Below are 16,853 nucleotides of genomic sequence, written 5' to 3' on the forward strand. Positions count from 1 at the left end.
GCCCTATGATGTGGCTATCTTTTATAAATCGTCATTGGTGAATAAATTGTCTGTTTCTCTTTCTAGTCCTATTCATTCCGATAGTCATTATACTAAATTAGTTAATGACTACATGTTGTCAAAGTGCCCAAGCCTTGAGCATTATTCTAATTCAAATACATCAGGTATTTTGGTTCAAACCCATGTGAGTAAAAATTTTGGTAAAACCTCTGGCCCCAACCCAACGAATAAAGTATGTACGATTTTGATTATTTCTAATCGTATTTCTTATGGTTTGCTGGCAATGCAAGAGTGGACTGATGTATTTTTAAAAGCCCGTGAAAATGATGATTCTAAATACACGAATACTGAATTACTGGTACATTTGCATTTAAACAATCCTTTAATGCGTCATTGGGAAATTGGCTCATTTGAACAATCATTGATTAAAAAATTAGATACATTCGGCCAGAGCAAAGATATTCGTTATTGTATTGATTTCAGTGCATGGTTATTAAATAAAGAAACTTCAGCATTGCAGCCCATTAGCAACCCTTCTGGTGATGCCAGCGAATATAATACTGCCATTCTTGGCAGCCGTAGAGAAAGGTTGGCTACTATTCCTTATGGTTTATTGCGGGCTTTTGGATTACATAAAGCATTAAGACTTAACAGCGGTAGTGCCAGTGGTGGCAATAATGATGTCTACATGATTGTCGATGTAGAGCCAACAGAAGCATTGAATCCTTCAAACATGAACAAAGCCACAGATACTCACCCTATGTCCGCCACAGTAACAACCGCGTTAAAAAATAGATCGGCTTGTTTTGGCGAAACGTGGAAATTGCTCACACATGGCTCTTCGACTAAAAATGTGGTTTACAACCGATTGGAATGGAAGAGTAATCATGCTCCATCAATGGTAGCTCAATGGTATGACGCCAAATATCCTGACGGTACGCCTTATGACACCTATACTGATGAGTTAACTAACACCAACGTTAAGGCCAATTTGCTGAAAAGTTCTGAGGTGCGATTAAAAATGGACTTAGCGATGAGTGAATGCATGACTAAGCTGACTAACCATATGAATAATGCTGCCAGAAGCAGTACTTATCCTAGTGAGCCACTTTTGGGTTTTAAAATGTCGAGTTTTACTTCACCACAAATTATTCGTTCGGCTGCATCTGACGAAAAAAGTGCAATTGGTTACGAAAAAACGATAACTCAAGATGGCAAAACATTGCGATACGTGGTGCTATGTAACGTGATGGGTATTGGCTCTGGTGAAGGCAGGTCTATTGAAAACAACCTCAAGGGTAGTGATTCATCAGCAATGCATAGTGGTAAGTATATTTGGACTTCGGCGTGGGGTGTTCTTAAAGATATTGTGGTAGCTAAGTTAGCCTTGGTTAACATTGCAGACACTGGCAAACCTTATTACGAGCCAAAGGTTAAAATTACTGTTGGTGATATCAAAGATATGGGTGGCATTGACTCGGGATCTCTTTCTAGAGATACAGTGATAGTGAATATTGACCCGACTAAAACTGTTTAACACATGTCTAAACATTTGTGTGGGACACATGCTTCGCGGAATTCGTTCCGCTTTTTGACTTTCATGTCACGAGCTGACACCGCCTAATCGCCGCTCAATTAAGGCCAGTTCGGCTTTTTTCTCTTCCGCACAAACTGTTTGGGTGTCATCCGCGCAATCTGCTTACATTCCCGGGTCATATGGGCCTGATCGGCAAAGCCCTGCGCCAGCGCCAGATCCGACAAAGAGATGTCAGGCTGTGCCCGAAGCTGCTCTAAAGTCTGTCTCACCCGGGTGATGCGCTGATAATGTTTCGGAGTAATCCCCAGCCATTTCTGAAACTGACGCTCTCTCTGGCGCTGACTGATCGTTGCTCGCTCTTGGTCAATAATATGACTGACATCCTGAGGCGCACATGCTGCAATCAGATCTTGGCACCAGCGGTATAACACCACCATTCTCGCTGACGGCGAACGCGCGGTTTGCAGAGATGCGAATGTCGCAAGCGCCAAAGAGGCGAGCGGATGATCCCCCTCGATTCGCAACGGCTGTGCTAAGCGTTGACCAAACAACTGATAACCGACAGCCGGATGAAAGCGCACCCCGGCCATAACCGTACCGGGCGGCAGGCAAACCTGATGCGCCAGCGTGCTGACGGGCAGTAACAAAACCCCCGGGCTCTGCCACTCGCCGTCCATCTGCACCTCATTTTGCAAAATGAACGTCACACCGGTTCCGGCATCACTGAGTAATTCCTTACGCACCGTTTGCACCATGTCAGGCGCGACGGAAACCGACCAGATTGCCTGAATATGGCCGGCTAACTTTCCCTGAGGTTTAAATATCTCAAAGTCTAAACTCAAACGAATTATCCTATTTAACCACAACTGATTTAACCACGACTCGAGAAGAACATCGTATCCATTGATACTCTTTCTTTTTCGTCTTCAGTGAAAGTATAAACAGTCAAGTCCCGATTCGATTAACCCGAGTGCAATTATTTGGGCTGGTATACCCCCACCTGAGGCTTAAATGCCTTCACGATTCGATTCCAACTATTGATGGCGTTGATCGCAATCGTCAGGTTGACCATCGCTTTTTCACCAAAGGTATCTAAAGTCAGTTGATAGGTATCATCATCGACCGGCAGACCGGCCGTCAGTAATTCAGCCCAACCCAACGCAACTTGTTCTGCATCGCTGTAGAAGTACATGTCTTTCCACGCACTAAGCCCCCATATCCGTTCAGGCTTCTCCCCCAGTTTAAGTGCGTCTTTACTGTGCATATCGATACAAAATGCACACTGATTAATTTGCGAAACACGCAACTTGACCAGTTCCCATATGATCATATTCATGGTGTCAGATTGACGGAATTGCTCATGGAAATACGCTTCCTGAGCATACAAGATGTCCATTGCCTTCGGTGCGATGTCGGTGTAGCTGAGTCGTTTTTGCATGGTCTTTCTCCTTTATTTTTTTACATGATAAAAAACGTACTGAGCAATAGATTGAAGATTTTCGACATGTTGCTGAAATCCCCCCCACAACCATATTTCGGTCATCATTGAAGCTTATTCACATAAAAATCGATCGCTTCATCGTAGTCCTTCACTACCAATGCAATGTGTACAATATTTTGCTTCATTTTCTACCTTATATAGTAAATGACTCGAATGATATCAGGCCAATTTACCCCGTCTAATACGCTTCACAGAAATGCCATCATAAACGCTAATCTTCAAAAGTGCTCCCCCTCCTTAAACCAAGGGGGATTGGCATGGCCGGAAAAAGTAAGCATTGAAAACTGATCTTTTTATTACAAAGTAGCATGCAAAATCTCATACTTTTTCCATACTTTTCCTTCCCCACAATCAGATAACCTGACGCCTGCACTGACAAAATCTGATGCCGGGCTTGCCACAAAGTCAGCAAACATTGCGACATTCCGCTGACAGCTCTGCTTACAAAATTGACATATGGAAAAACACATATATTATATTTCATATATATTGGTTTTAAGAGATGTGAAACATGACACCATTACAATTTTTCAAATGCTTGTCTGATGACACCAGACTCAAGTCGATTTTGATTATTCATCAACTCGAAGAAGCTTGCGTGTGTGACCTCATGGCTGCACTTGAGCTTGACCAACCGAAAGTTTCACGCCATTTAGCCGAGCTACGCAAATGTAATATTTTGCGAGATGAGCGCCGTGGTAAGTGGGTGTATTACCAACTACACGAACAACTGCCTGACTGGGCAAAAGCGGTTATCCGTCAAACGGCTGATAGCAATCCCGACTACTTTGCTGATGCTTTGTCAAAACTGAAAGCAGCGAAACAGCAAGCTTCTTGCTGCTAATCAAGAGGAATCACCATGAAAATTCTGTATATCTGCACCCACAACCGCTGTCGCAGTATCTTATCTGAAGCCATCACCAATCATGTGGCCGGAGAACGGATTATTGCCAAAAGTGCCGGGAGCCAGCCTTCAGGGATGGTGCATCCGCTTTCTGTTCAGTACCTGAAAGAAGCTAATATTTCTGTTGAAGGTCTGCAAAGCCAGTCTTGGGATGAGTTTGAAGATTTCCAACCCGATGTGGTTGTGACCGTATGTGATTCTGCTGCCGGAGAAGCCTGCCCTGTGTGGTTTGGTAATTCAGTTAAAGTCCATTGGGGATTAGCCGACCCTTCTAAAATTGAAGGCAGTGAAGCAGAGAAAGCCCAAGGGTTTCGCGCCTGTATTGCTGAAATCACAGCGCGGGTTAACCAATTACTCCCCATCGCAGCACAAGACCTCTCCCCTGCCGAACTCAAAGCGGAATTGGCGAAGTTAGGAGCGCTGTAGGTATGCGTCAAGATATTACCCTGCCGAATATTGATGAGTCGCAGTTTGAGATTCCAACATTTGATCAGTGTCAGAGCACACCGGCTGACCATGCGCCGCGCATCCTTTTACTTTACGGCTCGTTAAGAAAGCGCTCATTCAGCCGCTTAGTGGTCGAAGAATGTGCTCGCCTCCTCACGCAAATGGGCGCTGAAGTAAAAATCTTCAACCCTGAAGGTCTGCCACAGACAGATACCGAAGATGAAAGTCACCCCAAGGTGAAAGAACTCCGGGAATTAATGATGTGGTCAGAAGGACAAGTGTGGTGTTCACCAGAGCGTCACGGCACCATGAGCAGCATATTTAAAAGCCAGATTGACTGGGTACCGCTGAGCATCGGGGCCGTAAGGCCGACGCAGGGCAAAACGTTAGCGGTGATGCAGGTCTGCGGGGGTTCACAGTCATTCAATGTGGTGAATCAGTTACGGATTCTTGGCCGCTGGATGCGCATGGTCACTATCCCGAATCAATCCAGTGTGGCGAAAGCTTTTCTTGAGTTTGATGAAAACGACCGGATGAAACCTTCCTCTTATTACAATCGGATTGTGGATGTGATGGAAGAGCTCATGAAGTTCACTTTATTGCTGCGGAGCAATAAAGACTATTTCGTAGACAGATATTCTGAACGTGTTGAGTCGGCTGATCAGTTAAGCCAGCGTGTCAATCAGCGTTCGATTTGAGGGGGAAATATGGGATTATTTGAACGCTATTTATCTGTGTGGGTGGGGATTGCCATTGTCGTTGGTATTCTCCTTGGCAGTCTTGTCCCTGACGCTTTCTCTGCCATCGCCAGCCTCGAATATGCACATGTCAATCTGGTGATTGCGGTACTCATCTGGCTGATGATTTATCCAATGATGGTACAGATTGACTTTTCTTCATTGAAAGACGTCGGTAAGAAACCTAAAGGTCTCGCTCTCACCATCGTGATTAACTGGTTAATCAAGCCGTTTACGATGGCTTTCCTTGGCTGGTTATTCTTCAAGGGGCTGTTTGCAGACTGGGTGGATCCACAAACGGCAACCGAATATATCGCCGGCATGATCTTACTGGGTGTTGCACCTTGTACCGCCATGGTGTTTGTCTGGAGTCAACTGACCAAAGGCGATGCAAACTACACACTGGTGCAGGTTTCTATCAACGACATCATCATGATCTTTGCCTTCGCACCGATTGCAGGAATGCTGTTAGGCGTCACCGATATTACCGTGCCGTGGGATACATTATTTCTGTCGGTCATCTTATATGTGCTGATTCCGCTGATTGCCGGTGCGGTGACCCGCCAAAAGCTGGATAAGGCCGATGACCATTCACGATTGAATCAGTTTTTAGCGACGATGAAGCCTTGGTCAATCATCGGCTTACTGGCAACGGTTGTTTTACTCTTTGGCTTTCAGTCGGAAACGATCATTGCGAAACCGCAAGCGATCGTGCTGATTGCTATTCCGCTGCTGATCCAGACTTACGGCATTTTTGCGATTGCTTATTTTCTGGCGAAACAGATGAAGTTACCCCATAACGTCGCCGCTCCCGCCTGCATGATCGGGACATCGAACTTCTTTGAACTGGCCGTTGCCGTCGCAATTTCGTTGTTTGGCCTGCATTCCGGCGCAGCGCTGGCCACAGTGGTCGGCGTGTTGGTGGAAGTTCCCGTGATGCTGTCGCTGGTGTGGTTTGCGAACCGCACACGGCATTGGTTCGGAGCGTAAACATGTTTGCAGCAGTATTCACCCAATTATTCGCCCAATTCGCTGACTGGCTGACGGATTCAGTGTTCTCACTGTCACCTGCGTCTGAGTTGGGGATGCCGGATGTTCAATGAAAAAAATAAGGTAACGTTATGATTGTGATACATCACAACCCTGAGTGCGGTACATCGAGAAATGTTTTGCAGATCATTGAGGATGCAGGATATACACCGGTTATCATCGAATACTTACAAGACGGATGGACACGAAATCAGCTTCTGGGGCTTTTTGCCGCGGCGAACATCACACCGCGGGAAGCGCTGAGAACGAGTAAATCCCCGGCCAAAGCGCTGGGATTACTCGATGAAAATGTCACCGATGAAACGCTCATCAATGCCATGCTTGAGCACCCGGTTTTAGTCAATCGGCCCATCGTCTGTTCGCCAAAAGGCGTCAAATTATGTCGGCCAAGTGAAGCGGTGCTGGCTTTACTCGACAACTGGCCGGCGGGCCCGTACTTCAAGGAAGATGGAGAGCAAATTCTGGACGAACAGGGCCGTTTGCTCTCTGAGCCTGAAGCACATCAATAAACGAAGCGGGATGCAGCGTCAACGCGGTGTGACATCATCAACATCGCTTGCCATGACACCAGCACCCGCTTTCGCCTGACACACATAAATCGAGGCTTTGAGGCCGGTTTCTGGTTCATATCGGGCTTCGACCGTTGCTGTGACGGATTCAACCAATGTTGAAGGTATCAGCGCAACGACACAGCCACCAAAACCACCGCCGGTCATGCGCACGCCGCCTTCATCACCGATCACGGCTTTCACCATCTCAACTAACAGGTCGATTTCTTGTACGGTGATTTCAAAATCATCACGCATCGATACATGGGATTCCGCCATTAATCTGCCCATCCGCCGCATATCATTGGCGCCCAGCGCTTCTGCCGCTTCAAGCGTCCGGGCATTTTCGGTGATAACATGCCGGGCCCGTTTCGCAACGATTGGGTCCAGTTCTGCACGTCTTTGATTGAATTGCTCGATACTGACATCACGCAGCGCTTTGACACCAAACACTTGCGCGGCTGCTTCACACTGCTGACGACGGGTATTGTATTCACTGTCGACTAAGCCGCGTTTTTTATTGGAGTTAATGATCAGTACAGCCACGTTTTCCGGCATCGATACCGCCGTTGTTTCCAGACTCCGACAATCCAGTAGCATGGCGTGGTTTTCACGCCCTTGTGCCGAAATCATTTGATCCATAATGCCGCAGTTACAGCCGACAAATTCGTTCTCCGCCTGCTGACCATTTAATGCAATTTCCGCCTGACTGATATCCAGATTGAAGAGCGCTTTAAAGGTTTGTCCGATCACCACTTCAAGTGCCGCAGACGAGCTTAATCCTGCACCTTGCGGGACATTACCGCTGACGGTGATATCTGCGCCGCCGAGCGGATAACCGCGGGCCAGCAGGCACTTCACCACGCCCCGAATGTAGTTCGCCCACATTTTGTCTGGCTGGAAAGTAATGGCCTGACGGATATCGAACTCGTCGACGGCGTTGCCATAATCCACAGAAACGACACGCACCAGATTGTCATGGCGCTTCGCGGCAGCGACCACCGTTTGATAGTTAATCGCACAGGGCAATACGAAGCCATCATTGTAGTCAGTGTGTTCTCCAATCAGGTTCACCCGCCCGGGGGCTTGAATGATATGGCTGGGCGCATAGCCCAACACCTGTTCAAAGCTCTGTTTTACAAAGCTCTGTTTTACAAGACCCTGTTTTACAAGGCCCTGATTCACATTGTGGATACAATCAGACATAGAAACACTCTCTTAAACATGAAAATGGGGATCGGGATAACACATTGCCACTTGCCTGTGAGTCGTCAGTTGCATTATCCCGTGACCGGGATTCACCGAATTTGCCGGGTTACTGTGCTTTATAATGCACATCGCTCAGCTCACGCAGACGCTGCGCGGCTTGTTCTGCGGTGAGATCGCGTTGCGCCTCAGCTAACATTTCATAGCCCACCATGAACTTTCGGACCGTGGCACTGCGGAGCAGCGGCGGATAGAACACCGCGTGTAATTGCCAGTGTTCGATGCTCTCCCCTTCCGCATCCGCGTCGGTAAAGAATGGCGCATAGTGCCAGCCCATGCTGTACGGGAAAGAACATTGGAACAGGTTGTCGTATCGACTGGTCAGTTTTTTGATTGCTACGGCGAGATCATCCCGCTGCGCTTCACTCAGTTCACTCATACGGCGAATATGTGTTTTAGGCAGCAGCATGGTTTCAAATGGCCATGCGGCCCAATAAGGCACCAGCGCGATCCAGTGCTCAGTTTCAACCACCATCCGCGAGCCATCTTTAAGCTCAGCTTGCACATAGTCCACCAACAAGTGACGGCCATACGCTTGGTAATAGGCTCTTTGATAATGATCTTTACGCGCGATCTCGTTCGGTAAGAAGCTATTCGCCCAAATCTGGCCGTGCGGATGCGGCTGTGAGCACCCCATCGTTTCACCTTTGTTCTCAAATACTTGTACCCAGAGGTAGTCTTTACCGAGAGCTTCAATCTGATCATTCCAGGTATCAATCACATGACGGATTTGACCCACCGTCAGCTCCGGCAAGGTTTTGCTGTGATCCGGAGAAAAGCAGATCACGCGGCTCAAACCGCGAACCCCTTGGGTTTGAAACAACGGATGGTCGGATACCGGCGCATCGGGTGAATCAACCATCAGCGCGGCAAAATCATTATCGAACACATACGTGCCCTGATAGTCCGGATTGACATCGCCAGAAACGCGTTTGTTTGTCGGGCAGAGAAAACAGGTCTCATCGTAGCCGGGTAACGCATCAAGTGCGGGTTGCTCATCCGCGCCACACCAAGGCCGTTTGGCACGATGAGGGGAAACTAAAATCCATTGACCCGTCAGTGGGTTGTAACGACGATGTGGGTGATCCACCGGGTTAAATTCAATGTTCGGCATCTTACTTACTCAACGGTTAAATTTTTCTTGTGGTATTTCCCCGTCCAATTGGCGGGCATAACCTTGTGGATGATTGCGTTGCCAGTGCCAAGTATCGGCTGTCATCTCTTCAATGGTGCGTGTGGCTTTCCAGCCCAGATCACGTTCGGCTTTAGCTGTGCTTGCCCAGCATTCGGCGATATCACCCGGACGACGCGGACACAGCTCATAAAGTATCGGATGACCGCAGGCTTTGCCGAAGGCTTCGACCATTTCAAGCACACTCGAGCCTTTGCCTGTTCCGAGGTTATAAATGTGTAGCCCTGACTTTTCACCCACAGCTTTGAGCGCGGCGATATGGCCGTCGGCTAAATCCATGACGTGAATATAGTCGCGCACACCGGTGCCGTCCGGGGTTGGGTAATCGTGACCGAATACCGACAGTTTCTCCCGGCGGCCGATTGCGACCTGAGCAATAAACGGCATCAGATTATTGGGGATCCCTTGCGGATCTTCTCCCATCGTGCCGGACGGATGTGCCCCGACCGGATTAAAGTAACGCAGCAAAGTGATACTCCAATCCCCTTCGGCGGCAAATAAGTCGCTCAGACATTGCTCCACGATGTATTTACTGCGCCCGTAAGGGTTGGTGGTGGCACCGGTTGGTGATTCTTCGGTGATCGGCACCCTGTCAGGATCGCCGTATACGGTTGCCGAAGAACTAAATACCAGACTTTTCACCCCCGCTTTCCGCATACAACGCGCCAGTACCAAAGTGCCGGTGACGTTGTTGTCATAGTATTCCAAGGGCTTTGCAACGGACTCACCGACCGCCTTAAGACCGGCAAAGTGAATGACAGCCTGAATCGCGTGGTTGGCGAAAACCGAATCTAAAAAGGCTTCATCACGAATATCCCCCTGATAAAACAGAGGCTGTTTCCCGGTGAGTGCTGCAATGCGGCTTAATACTGCGATATTGGCGTTACACAAATTATCGATAATGATGGGGGTCATCCCCGCTTCAATCAGTCGGACGCAGGTGTGACTGCCGATGTATCCCATCCCGCCTGTAACCAAAACCTTCATAGTTGATTCTCCTTGCCTTATTTCAGACCATTGCTATTTGAGACCATTGCTGCATCGTTAAACTTTGAAAATTGCCACGTCTTTCGTTAATGCTGAGGAAACCCGGCGAATATCCCCCTGAACACTGGCAATCTCATTTGCACTCCGGGTAATGTCTTCACTCAAAGCATCAGAGTGCTCGATCTCTGAGTTCAGCGTCTCCATCATGGCGCACTGGCTATCTGACGCCTTCGATATACATGAATTAATGGTATTGATTTCATCAACTGCTTTCTCAACCAACTGAATTTGTTCAATCACTTCTAATGTACTGTTGCGGCTTAACTCGCTGCTCTTCTGAACCTGAGACATTTGTCCGGTAATTTGATCTGATGAGTTGGAAAACTGAATAAGAAACTGATCAATTTCAATCGTGCTGCTGCGGGTTTTCGACGCCAGTGCCCGAACTTCTTCAGCAACCACAGCAAACCCTTTTCCGGATTCACCGGCTCGTGCGGCCTCAATCGAAGCATTTAACGCGAGTAGATCCGTTTGATCGGCTATTTTCTGAATGGAACTCAGAATGGAACTGATTCCCTGCGAGACCGTTTCCATCACATCAATTGATGAAGATATTTTTTGGGTGTTCTCATCTAAGGCGATGACCATATTCTCAGCCACAACGCCTTTATCTGCGGCATGACTGACCTGATGGCTGACTTGTTCAGCGAGTGCCATTGCCTGACGGGTTTGTTGCTGTATATCCAGTGATGACTGTCGAATATCACTGATAGCTTGCGACAAGTTTTCACTTTGCTTGTTATAACTCGCGACCGAGGCAATATTTCGTCCGACCTGCACATCAAGCGCGGCTCTGGCTTCATTCAACGCCTGATTTGACCCTGAGATGTTTTTAAATAGAGCCTGTAAATTATCGATAAAACAATTGACAGAATTCGAGATATCACCAATTTCATCTTGACGGTTCAGATTAATTCTTTGGGTCAGGTCTGCATCACTGCCAGACAGGTTTTCCACTAATTTCTTTAATTTTGATAACGGGTTTAACTGAACATTAAGAATAATCAGACTTATCGCCAGCATCATAAATGCACACAGTGACAGATACTTCGTAATATCCTGATTGATCTTATCGATGATTTGATTGACATAGCCATAGTCAATATACGAGCGTAAATACCAATGTGAACCCGCAACGGTAATTGTATCCACTTGGGTGAGTGCTAAGTTTGACTTTCCGGTTGAATAAATAGAATTCTCCTGTTCATCCAACAACTCAAAATAAACACCGGGCACGCTATACCGTTCAATTAATTCACCAATCAGTCCCAGATTGATCGTGAAAAAATCGACGACGCCATTTTTCTTCTTCGAGATGATCACTTTTGCCTGACCACTGTCAGAGAAAACTTGCGTGATTTTAATACCATCGGCGTGGTCACGAGCCAGATCGATATAGTATTGAGACTGTGCTTTATCCAAACTGCCTTTATCACTCAATGCAGTTTTATTAATCAGCTTAACAACTTGTTCATAGCCGAGCTTTTGCTTCGTATCCCGAATACCAATGATTCCGAAATCAAGGCTTTCAATCACCGATATTTCCCGTTCGATCGACTGCCTGATTTCGCTGCTAATCAAACTGACATTACTCACCATACGACTGTCGTAACTTTGATTAATATAGTCACCAATCACAGATTTAACGCTAAAATAAGCCGTGATGATGGTCATCATTAATGACACCCCAAATAAGGTAATGATCTTATTTTTTAACGACAGAGATTTCATAGGTCAGTCCAAATCAAAATGCTGAAAAAGTGCAATACAGACATATTCGCCATCCCTTCCGGCTGAATATAAATTGCCTCAAAAACCAATAAAAATTTTTCGATGTATCGGCCAGTGTGGCACCACACTGGCCTAACCGTCGGATTAACCCACGCTCATTACCACCAAGCTTCGATTTGCACACCGTAGTTAAACGTGTTGTTGCGCTTGTTGTTGTCAAATGAATGACCTTCATTGTCTTTCAGGTAAGTCACGAAGAAGCGGATTTCCGGACGAGCGAAGAAAGATTCACCGGCAGAAATTGCATGAGCAAGAGTGAATTTTGTGCCGCTAAACTGATCTTCACTGCCGGAGTCTTTGGTTTTGTCTTGGTCAAAATAGCCGACCTCTAACATGGTTTTGTTGTACGGCGACCAGATATAAGTCGGACGGGCAACAAATGAGACCATGGTTTCCTTATCCAGCCCGTCGCCATGATCTTTGGCATTGCCGTAAGTGAAAACATGATTGATCACGACGTTGTCGCTTAAGTTCAAATCACCGGTACTGATCAAACGGAAACCTTTGGCATGACTAACATCACCACTCCAGATGTCATACCATCCCCCGCCTTGCGAGATCGCATTTTGTGCCAGCCCTTTGTCCATGTATTGAAGGACAAATTTGTTATAACCCAATGAAAATTTCTGGCTCAGCTCTGCAGTTAACATCAAACCGTTATCGAAATTTTTAGCCAAATCTTCTTGTTTATCGGTTGGATTAACGATTGCATAATCGACACCGAACTCCGTCCACGCGCCTTCCCACGGGCTGAATCCCGCATAACGTAAGTCTAAGAAATATGTATTGAGATCACCGTGGCTGGTTTTCTTACCGCTTCCGTCCCACGTCGCTAATTCGTTGTCGGCCCGGATCACTGCCGCTGACATGGCACCGGTATTGAACTTGATGTTTTCGATCCCTGCGCCGTAACCGGATACATTCCAGTATTTGGTATCGATAATATGAATATCATGGCGCTGATAAAAACGTTTACCGGCCCAGATCACCGCATCCGGCAGAGACGGAATATAGCCCTTCGCCTGAATATTTAACTGTTTAATCCCAAAGTTGGCGCTGTCATCTTTACTATTTTCAGATTCAAGATTCCCGTTGGATGACATTTCAATCATGCTTTGAAAATACATCGAACGGCCGTCGGCATTAAATAATTCCTGACCTAAACCAATTTCGGAATATGTATCAAATTCATTGCCCAGACGACCTAATTTAGTTTTATTAAATTCATCCCCGCCTTTGGTGCCGCCCCCGTCGGAACTGGCGCCTAAGCCAGCCCGGACATAACCATTGAAATCGACCGCAAAAGCTTGAGTGGCAGATAAAGCGCCTAAAATTGCGACTGTCAATATTGTTTTTTTCATCTTTATTTCCTTTTGTATTATTGTGCGTTATTGGCTGGGTCAATATCGCCGTGACATAAATTCAGGCAATAGTGACCCGTGAGATGAATGTCATCTCATTTTTTTAATTTCATCATTCATCGCCGCCTAAATAATTAGGCGGCAGGATTATGGATATCGGTTTCGTTATTTTTGACTGCTGATGACAATCACCTGATAAGGTTGAATCATCATATTCTCCTCAACGGCATCGCCTGTATTTTCATTGACCCATGTGCCGGGCGGAACGGTTACATCTCGCGGCTCATTCATAAAGTTCATAATAAATAAGTAGCGAGACTGTTGATCTTCACGGGTGGTCACGGACACGCCATCAGGTACATGCGCCATCGGTTTATGAAGGCCGTGCAAATCCGCCAGCGCGGAATAAAATAACGTATTGAATTCAGTCCCGGTGCGGGCTGCAATGTAGTAAGCACACCCCTGACCGAGATGGTTCTTGGTGATGACCGGACACCCGTCAAAGAGGTCTTCGCGGTAATAAGCCAGTGCCTGAGCCGTCTCTAAATGAATATGTTCCATTAAGTGTTTGGCTTTAAATTCACCACCGAAGCCAAGACCGGCATTCGTATCCACGTCAAACCGTACCCGCTCATGGTCATAGAGTGAGTCAATCTCTTCTGCCCAAATCCCCAAAGTACGGCGTAACGGGCTGCCTTCCCCACCGGGAAAACCACCTAAGAAGCACAGGTCATTGTGATCAACAATGCCACTCCAATACGTTGCGACCAGCGTCCCGCCCTGCGCAACAAACGCTTCCAGACGCTCTGCGACATTCGGTTTCAACAGGTACAGCATCGGCGCAACAATGACTTTGTAAGGTGTAAAATCACAAAGCTGCTCGATAATGTCGCAGCTAATCCCTTGCTGCCAGAAGCCACGGTAGTGATCACATACGGTTTGCTCATAATGCATGCCCTCGTTGCGAGGCCCGGACGCATCATCGATAGCCCACCGGTTTTCCCAGTCAAAAATAATCGCGACTTCAGCTGGCGTCCCCGAGCCTGCCACAGCATTGATCTGTTGCAGATACTCGCCGACGGCGGTCACTTCCCGGCCGGTACGGGTATTGGCATGACCGACATGATCGATGACGGCACCATGAAATTTCTCGACCGATCCGCGGCTTTTACGCCACTGGAAATATTGGACAGAATCCGAGCCATGAGCCACCGCCTGTAAAGAAGAAAGCAGATGCACACCGTCTTTTTTCAGCTTGGTGATCGGCTGCCAGTTGGTCTGGCTCGGAGTTGATTCCATCAGTAAAAACGGCTGGTTTTTCAGCGTGCGCATCAAATCATGATACATGCCGGTATAACAGGCGAGCGCCACTTCATCACTGTCCCGATGCCACAGCGGATAACTGTCCCAAGACACCACATCAATGGATTTTGCCAGTTCCCAATAGTTGTAGTCGTAGAAATACTCCATCAGGTTTGCCGTAGTCGGCAGATCAGGATTGATCGATTTTAACGGAGCAATCTCATGCGCACAGAAGTTGGCGGCCCGATCGGTACAGAAACGTTTCCAATCCAGCTTCAGCGCGTGAATTGAGTTCTCCCCGATCGGCGATGGTGACTCAATTTGTTCCCAGCGAGTATAGGTGTGACTCCAGAAGGTACTCCACCACAGCTGATTGAGCCGCTCCAGAGAACCATATTTATTTTTCAGCCATTCCCGAAACTCAGCCTGACAATAGTGACAGTGACAATCCCCCCCATATTCATTGGAAACGTGCCAGCCGATCACCGCCGGGTGTTGGCTGTAACGCTCTGCCAGTTTGGTGTTGATGATGGTCACCTTCTCCCGATAGTTCGGGGAGCTGTAACAATGATTATGTCGTTCGCCATGCAATTGTCTGACCCGGGCACTGTTGACTCGCAGCACATCCGGGTATCGCTCAGACAACCACGCCGGGCGAGCGCCGCTCGGGGTTGCCAGAAAGACCGAGATCCCATGATTTGCCAAGTTATCCAGCACCTTGTCCAGCCATTCAAACTGAAACTCACCTTCCACCGGTTCAAGGGTAGACCAGCTGAATATCCCGACAGACATCACGTTGCATCGAGTCTGCTTCATCAGTTCAATATCTTTGGCAAGAATATCCGGCCGATCTAACCATTGTTCAGGGTTGTAATCTGCGCCGTGAAGTAAGCCTTTTATCTTGGGAATAATCTGTTTTTTATAATTCATTATTGACCTTTAAATACTTTCAATGACGGTAAGGCATTGCCTTCGAAATCAAACAACGCTTGGTTTTCCCACGAGTTCCCCATGTCCCCTTTATCGCCGCTATAGTGCATGCCGGCACGGGTTGACCAAGTCGCCCCCTTCACCGGTAACCATGCCGGCTCCCAGTAATAGAGTCCTAAACCTTGGTGATCAGGCAGTTCATTCAGCAGAGTCATGATGTCAGTCAGATATTGCGCCTGACCGTTGACTGAAACGCTGTACCCTTCAATCGGGCCCGCCCCGGCATAGCTGTTACTGAGTGAATCTCCATTTTTCGTGGTAAACGGAAACGCGGTTTCCACCAAGACGATCGGCTTGTGATAACGACTGATCACATCATTCATATTGGCTTTGACTTTGGCGATGGGGCCGTGCCACCACGGGTAGTAAGACATGCCAATCACATCAAAATCGACACCGCGCTTGGTGATTTCATCAAACCACCAGCGGAACAGGCCGTTATCTCCCGCTTCAGCGAGGTGCAGCATGATTTTGATATCTTGACCACTGTCATTGTCATGCACCGCCTGAATGCCGGATTTTAAGAGGCGTGACAGGCGGTCGAATTCTTTGCCATCCTGTCCCCAGCTTTTTCCGTCGGGCCATAGCATCCCGCTGTTTAACTCGTTCCCGATCTGCACCATGTCTGGCACAACGCCAGCCGCATGCAGGGTTTTCATCACCGATGCGGTATAGTCGTAGACTTTCTGATTGAGGTTCTCAAATGTCAGTTGCTGCCACGCTTTTGGTTTTTGTTGCTTCTTCGGATCTGCCCAAAAATCGCTGTAATGGATATCAAGCAGGAATGACATGCCGTTTTGCTGTGCGCGTTGACCAAGTTCAATAGCCCGCGCCAGAGTATTATTGCCGCCACCAAATACCTCGCCACTGGCGGACATCGGATCGACCCACAAACGGGCACGGATCGAATTCACCCCATTCTCTTTTAATATGTGGAGCAGATCTTGGGCATGACCATCCTGATAATATTTGCCGCCTAACTGTTCTATTTCCGGCAGCATGGAAATATCCATTCCCCGGATGAAATCGGCTCTGAGTTGCGGCGAAGGCATCGCCACATCTCCCGCCCCGGTCTGGTTCTCTGCATGACCATGAGCCGATGAATTAACGGATTGACAGCCAGCCAGAGCCACTGCCGCACTCAGCAGTGCAACTTTAAATTTTCGGTTCATCTCTTTCT

The 16,853-nt window shown here is 47.6% G+C and carries 15 protein-coding genes and 1 pseudogene; 6 read left to right on the forward strand and 10 right to left on the reverse strand.

Translation table 11 applies throughout. The features are described from left to right. The first annotated feature begins 46 nt into the window (after window positions 1-46). Window positions 47-1,537, forward strand: a complete 1,491-nt coding sequence (locus OCV37_RS07635) for a hypothetical protein (protein ID WP_157634898.1) — start codon at window positions 47-49, stop codon at window positions 1,535-1,537. A gap of 98 nt (window positions 1,538-1,635) precedes the next feature. On the opposite strand, the gene OCV37_RS07640 is transcribed toward OCV37_RS07635, so the two are convergent. The 3 genes and pseudogenes from OCV37_RS07640 to OCV37_RS07650 all read right to left on the reverse strand — a co-directional run. Then, a complete protein-coding gene (locus OCV37_RS07640; RefSeq protein WP_038179278.1) occupies window positions 1,636-2,379 on the reverse strand; it encodes an AraC family transcriptional regulator in 744 nt (247 codons plus the stop codon). 134 nt (window positions 2,380-2,513) lie between these two features. Continuing rightward, window positions 2,514-2,975, reverse strand: a complete 462-nt coding sequence (locus OCV37_RS07645; RefSeq protein WP_038179276.1) for a carboxymuconolactone decarboxylase family protein — start codon at window positions 2,973-2,975, stop codon at window positions 2,514-2,516. Between the two features lie 107 nt (window positions 2,976-3,082). Beyond that, window positions 3,083-3,163 (reverse strand): annotated as a pseudogene (locus OCV37_RS07650) (VOC family protein); the annotation flags it as partial. 386 nt (window positions 3,164-3,549) lie between these two features. Between OCV37_RS07650 and OCV37_RS07655 the strand changes: the two are divergent. The 5 genes from OCV37_RS07655 (at window position 3,550) to arsC (ending at window position 6,685) form a co-directional block, all read left to right on the forward strand. After that, window positions 3,550-3,882, forward strand: a complete 333-nt coding sequence (locus OCV37_RS07655; protein WP_038179274.1) for a metalloregulator ArsR/SmtB family transcription factor — start codon at window positions 3,550-3,552, stop codon at window positions 3,880-3,882. A 15-nt stretch (window positions 3,883-3,897) separates the two neighbouring features. Continuing rightward, entirely contained in the window at window positions 3,898-4,368 is a 471-nt protein-coding gene (locus OCV37_RS07660) for an arsenate reductase ArsC (RefSeq protein WP_038179272.1), read from the forward strand. A gap of 2 nt (window positions 4,369-4,370) precedes the next feature. Continuing rightward, window positions 4,371-5,087: an arsenical resistance protein ArsH gene (gene arsH, locus OCV37_RS07665; RefSeq protein ID WP_038179270.1), complete on the forward strand. Its 717-nt coding sequence runs from the start codon at window positions 4,371-4,373 to the stop codon at window positions 5,085-5,087. Window positions 5,088-5,096: 9 nt separating this feature from the next. Further along, window positions 5,097-6,116 carry an ACR3 family arsenite efflux transporter gene (arsB, locus tag OCV37_RS07670; RefSeq protein ID WP_038179268.1) on the forward strand — a complete coding sequence of 340 codons (1,020 nt, stop codon included), beginning with the start codon at window positions 5,097-5,099 and terminating at the stop codon, window positions 6,114-6,116. Between the two features lie 131 nt (window positions 6,117-6,247). Beyond that, a complete protein-coding gene (gene arsC / locus OCV37_RS07675; protein WP_038179267.1) occupies window positions 6,248-6,685 on the forward strand; it encodes an arsenate reductase (glutaredoxin) in 438 nt (145 codons plus the stop codon). A gap of 18 nt (window positions 6,686-6,703) precedes the next feature. Here the strand turns inward: arsC and galK are convergent, their stop codons facing one another. From galK to OCV37_RS07710, 7 genes are all read right to left on the reverse strand, one after another. Then, a complete protein-coding gene (gene galK / locus OCV37_RS07680; RefSeq protein ID WP_084717428.1) occupies window positions 6,704-7,930 on the reverse strand; it encodes a galactokinase in 1,227 nt (408 codons plus the stop codon). A 109-nt stretch (window positions 7,931-8,039) separates the two neighbouring features. Next, window positions 8,040-9,104, reverse strand: coding sequence for a UDP-glucose--hexose-1-phosphate uridylyltransferase (locus OCV37_RS07685; RefSeq protein WP_038179265.1), 1,065 nt, complete (start codon window positions 9,102-9,104; stop codon window positions 8,040-8,042). Between the two features lie 9 nt (window positions 9,105-9,113). Next, complete coding sequence (galE, locus tag OCV37_RS07690; RefSeq protein ID WP_051680396.1) at window positions 9,114-10,169, reverse strand: UDP-glucose 4-epimerase GalE; 1,056 nt, start codon at window positions 10,167-10,169, stop codon at window positions 9,114-9,116. Between the two features lie 57 nt (window positions 10,170-10,226). Continuing rightward, window positions 10,227-11,906 (reverse strand): methyl-accepting chemotaxis protein, encoded by a 1,680-nt coding sequence (locus OCV37_RS07695; protein WP_169739351.1) that lies wholly within the window; start codon window positions 11,904-11,906, stop codon window positions 10,227-10,229. 212 nt (window positions 11,907-12,118) lie between these two features. After that, complete coding sequence (locus OCV37_RS07700; protein ID WP_038179261.1) at window positions 12,119-13,381, reverse strand: maltoporin; 1,263 nt, start codon at window positions 13,379-13,381, stop codon at window positions 12,119-12,121. Between the two features lie 165 nt (window positions 13,382-13,546). Continuing rightward, complete coding sequence (locus OCV37_RS07705) at window positions 13,547-15,613, reverse strand: beta-galactosidase (RefSeq protein WP_038179259.1); 2,067 nt, start codon at window positions 15,611-15,613, stop codon at window positions 13,547-13,549. Beyond that, complete coding sequence (locus OCV37_RS07710; RefSeq protein WP_038179257.1) at window positions 15,613-16,845, reverse strand: glycoside hydrolase family 53 protein; 1,233 nt, start codon at window positions 16,843-16,845, stop codon at window positions 15,613-15,615. Before OCV37_RS07710 ends, OCV37_RS07705 begins: the two co-directional genes overlap by 1 nt. Between the last annotated feature and the right edge of the window lie 8 nt (window positions 16,846-16,853).

Origin of the sequence: Vibrio rhizosphaerae (assembly GCF_024347095.1) — a bacterium.
GTDB classification, from domain to species: Bacteria; Pseudomonadota; Gammaproteobacteria; order Enterobacterales; family Vibrionaceae; genus Vibrio; species Vibrio rhizosphaerae.

Coding starts and splice junctions, on each gene's coding strand:
- arsH (WP_038179270.1), top strand. CDS start 4,371: ATGCGTCAAGATATTACCCTGCCGAATATTGATGAGTCGCAGTTTGAG.
- OCV37_RS07645 (WP_038179276.1), bottom strand. CDS start 2,975: ATGCAAAAACGACTCAGCTACACCGACATCGCACCGAAGGCAATGGAC.
- galK (WP_084717428.1), bottom strand. CDS start 7,930: ATGTCTGATTGTATCCACAATGTGAATCAGGGCCTTGTAAAACAGGGT.
- OCV37_RS07710 (WP_038179257.1), bottom strand. CDS start 16,845: ATGAACCGAAAATTTAAAGTTGCACTGCTGAGTGCGGCAGTGGCTCTG.
- OCV37_RS07660 (WP_038179272.1), top strand. CDS start 3,898: ATGAAAATTCTGTATATCTGCACCCACAACCGCTGTCGCAGTATCTTA.
- arsB (WP_038179268.1), top strand. CDS start 5,097: ATGGGATTATTTGAACGCTATTTATCTGTGTGGGTGGGGATTGCCATT.
- OCV37_RS07700 (WP_038179261.1), bottom strand. CDS start 13,381: ATGAAAAAAACAATATTGACAGTCGCAATTTTAGGCGCTTTATCTGCC.
- OCV37_RS07685 (WP_038179265.1), bottom strand. CDS start 9,104: ATGCCGAACATTGAATTTAACCCGGTGGATCACCCACATCGTCGTTAC.
- arsC (WP_038179267.1), top strand. CDS start 6,248: ATGATTGTGATACATCACAACCCTGAGTGCGGTACATCGAGAAATGTT.
- OCV37_RS07655 (WP_038179274.1), top strand. CDS start 3,550: ATGACACCATTACAATTTTTCAAATGCTTGTCTGATGACACCAGACTC.
- galE (WP_051680396.1), bottom strand. CDS start 10,169: ATGAAGGTTTTGGTTACAGGCGGGATGGGATACATCGGCAGTCACACC.
- OCV37_RS07695 (WP_169739351.1), bottom strand. CDS start 11,906: ATGATGACCATCATCACGGCTTATTTTAGCGTTAAATCTGTGATTGGT.
- OCV37_RS07705 (WP_038179259.1), bottom strand. CDS start 15,613: ATGAATTATAAAAAACAGATTATTCCCAAGATAAAAGGCTTACTTCAC.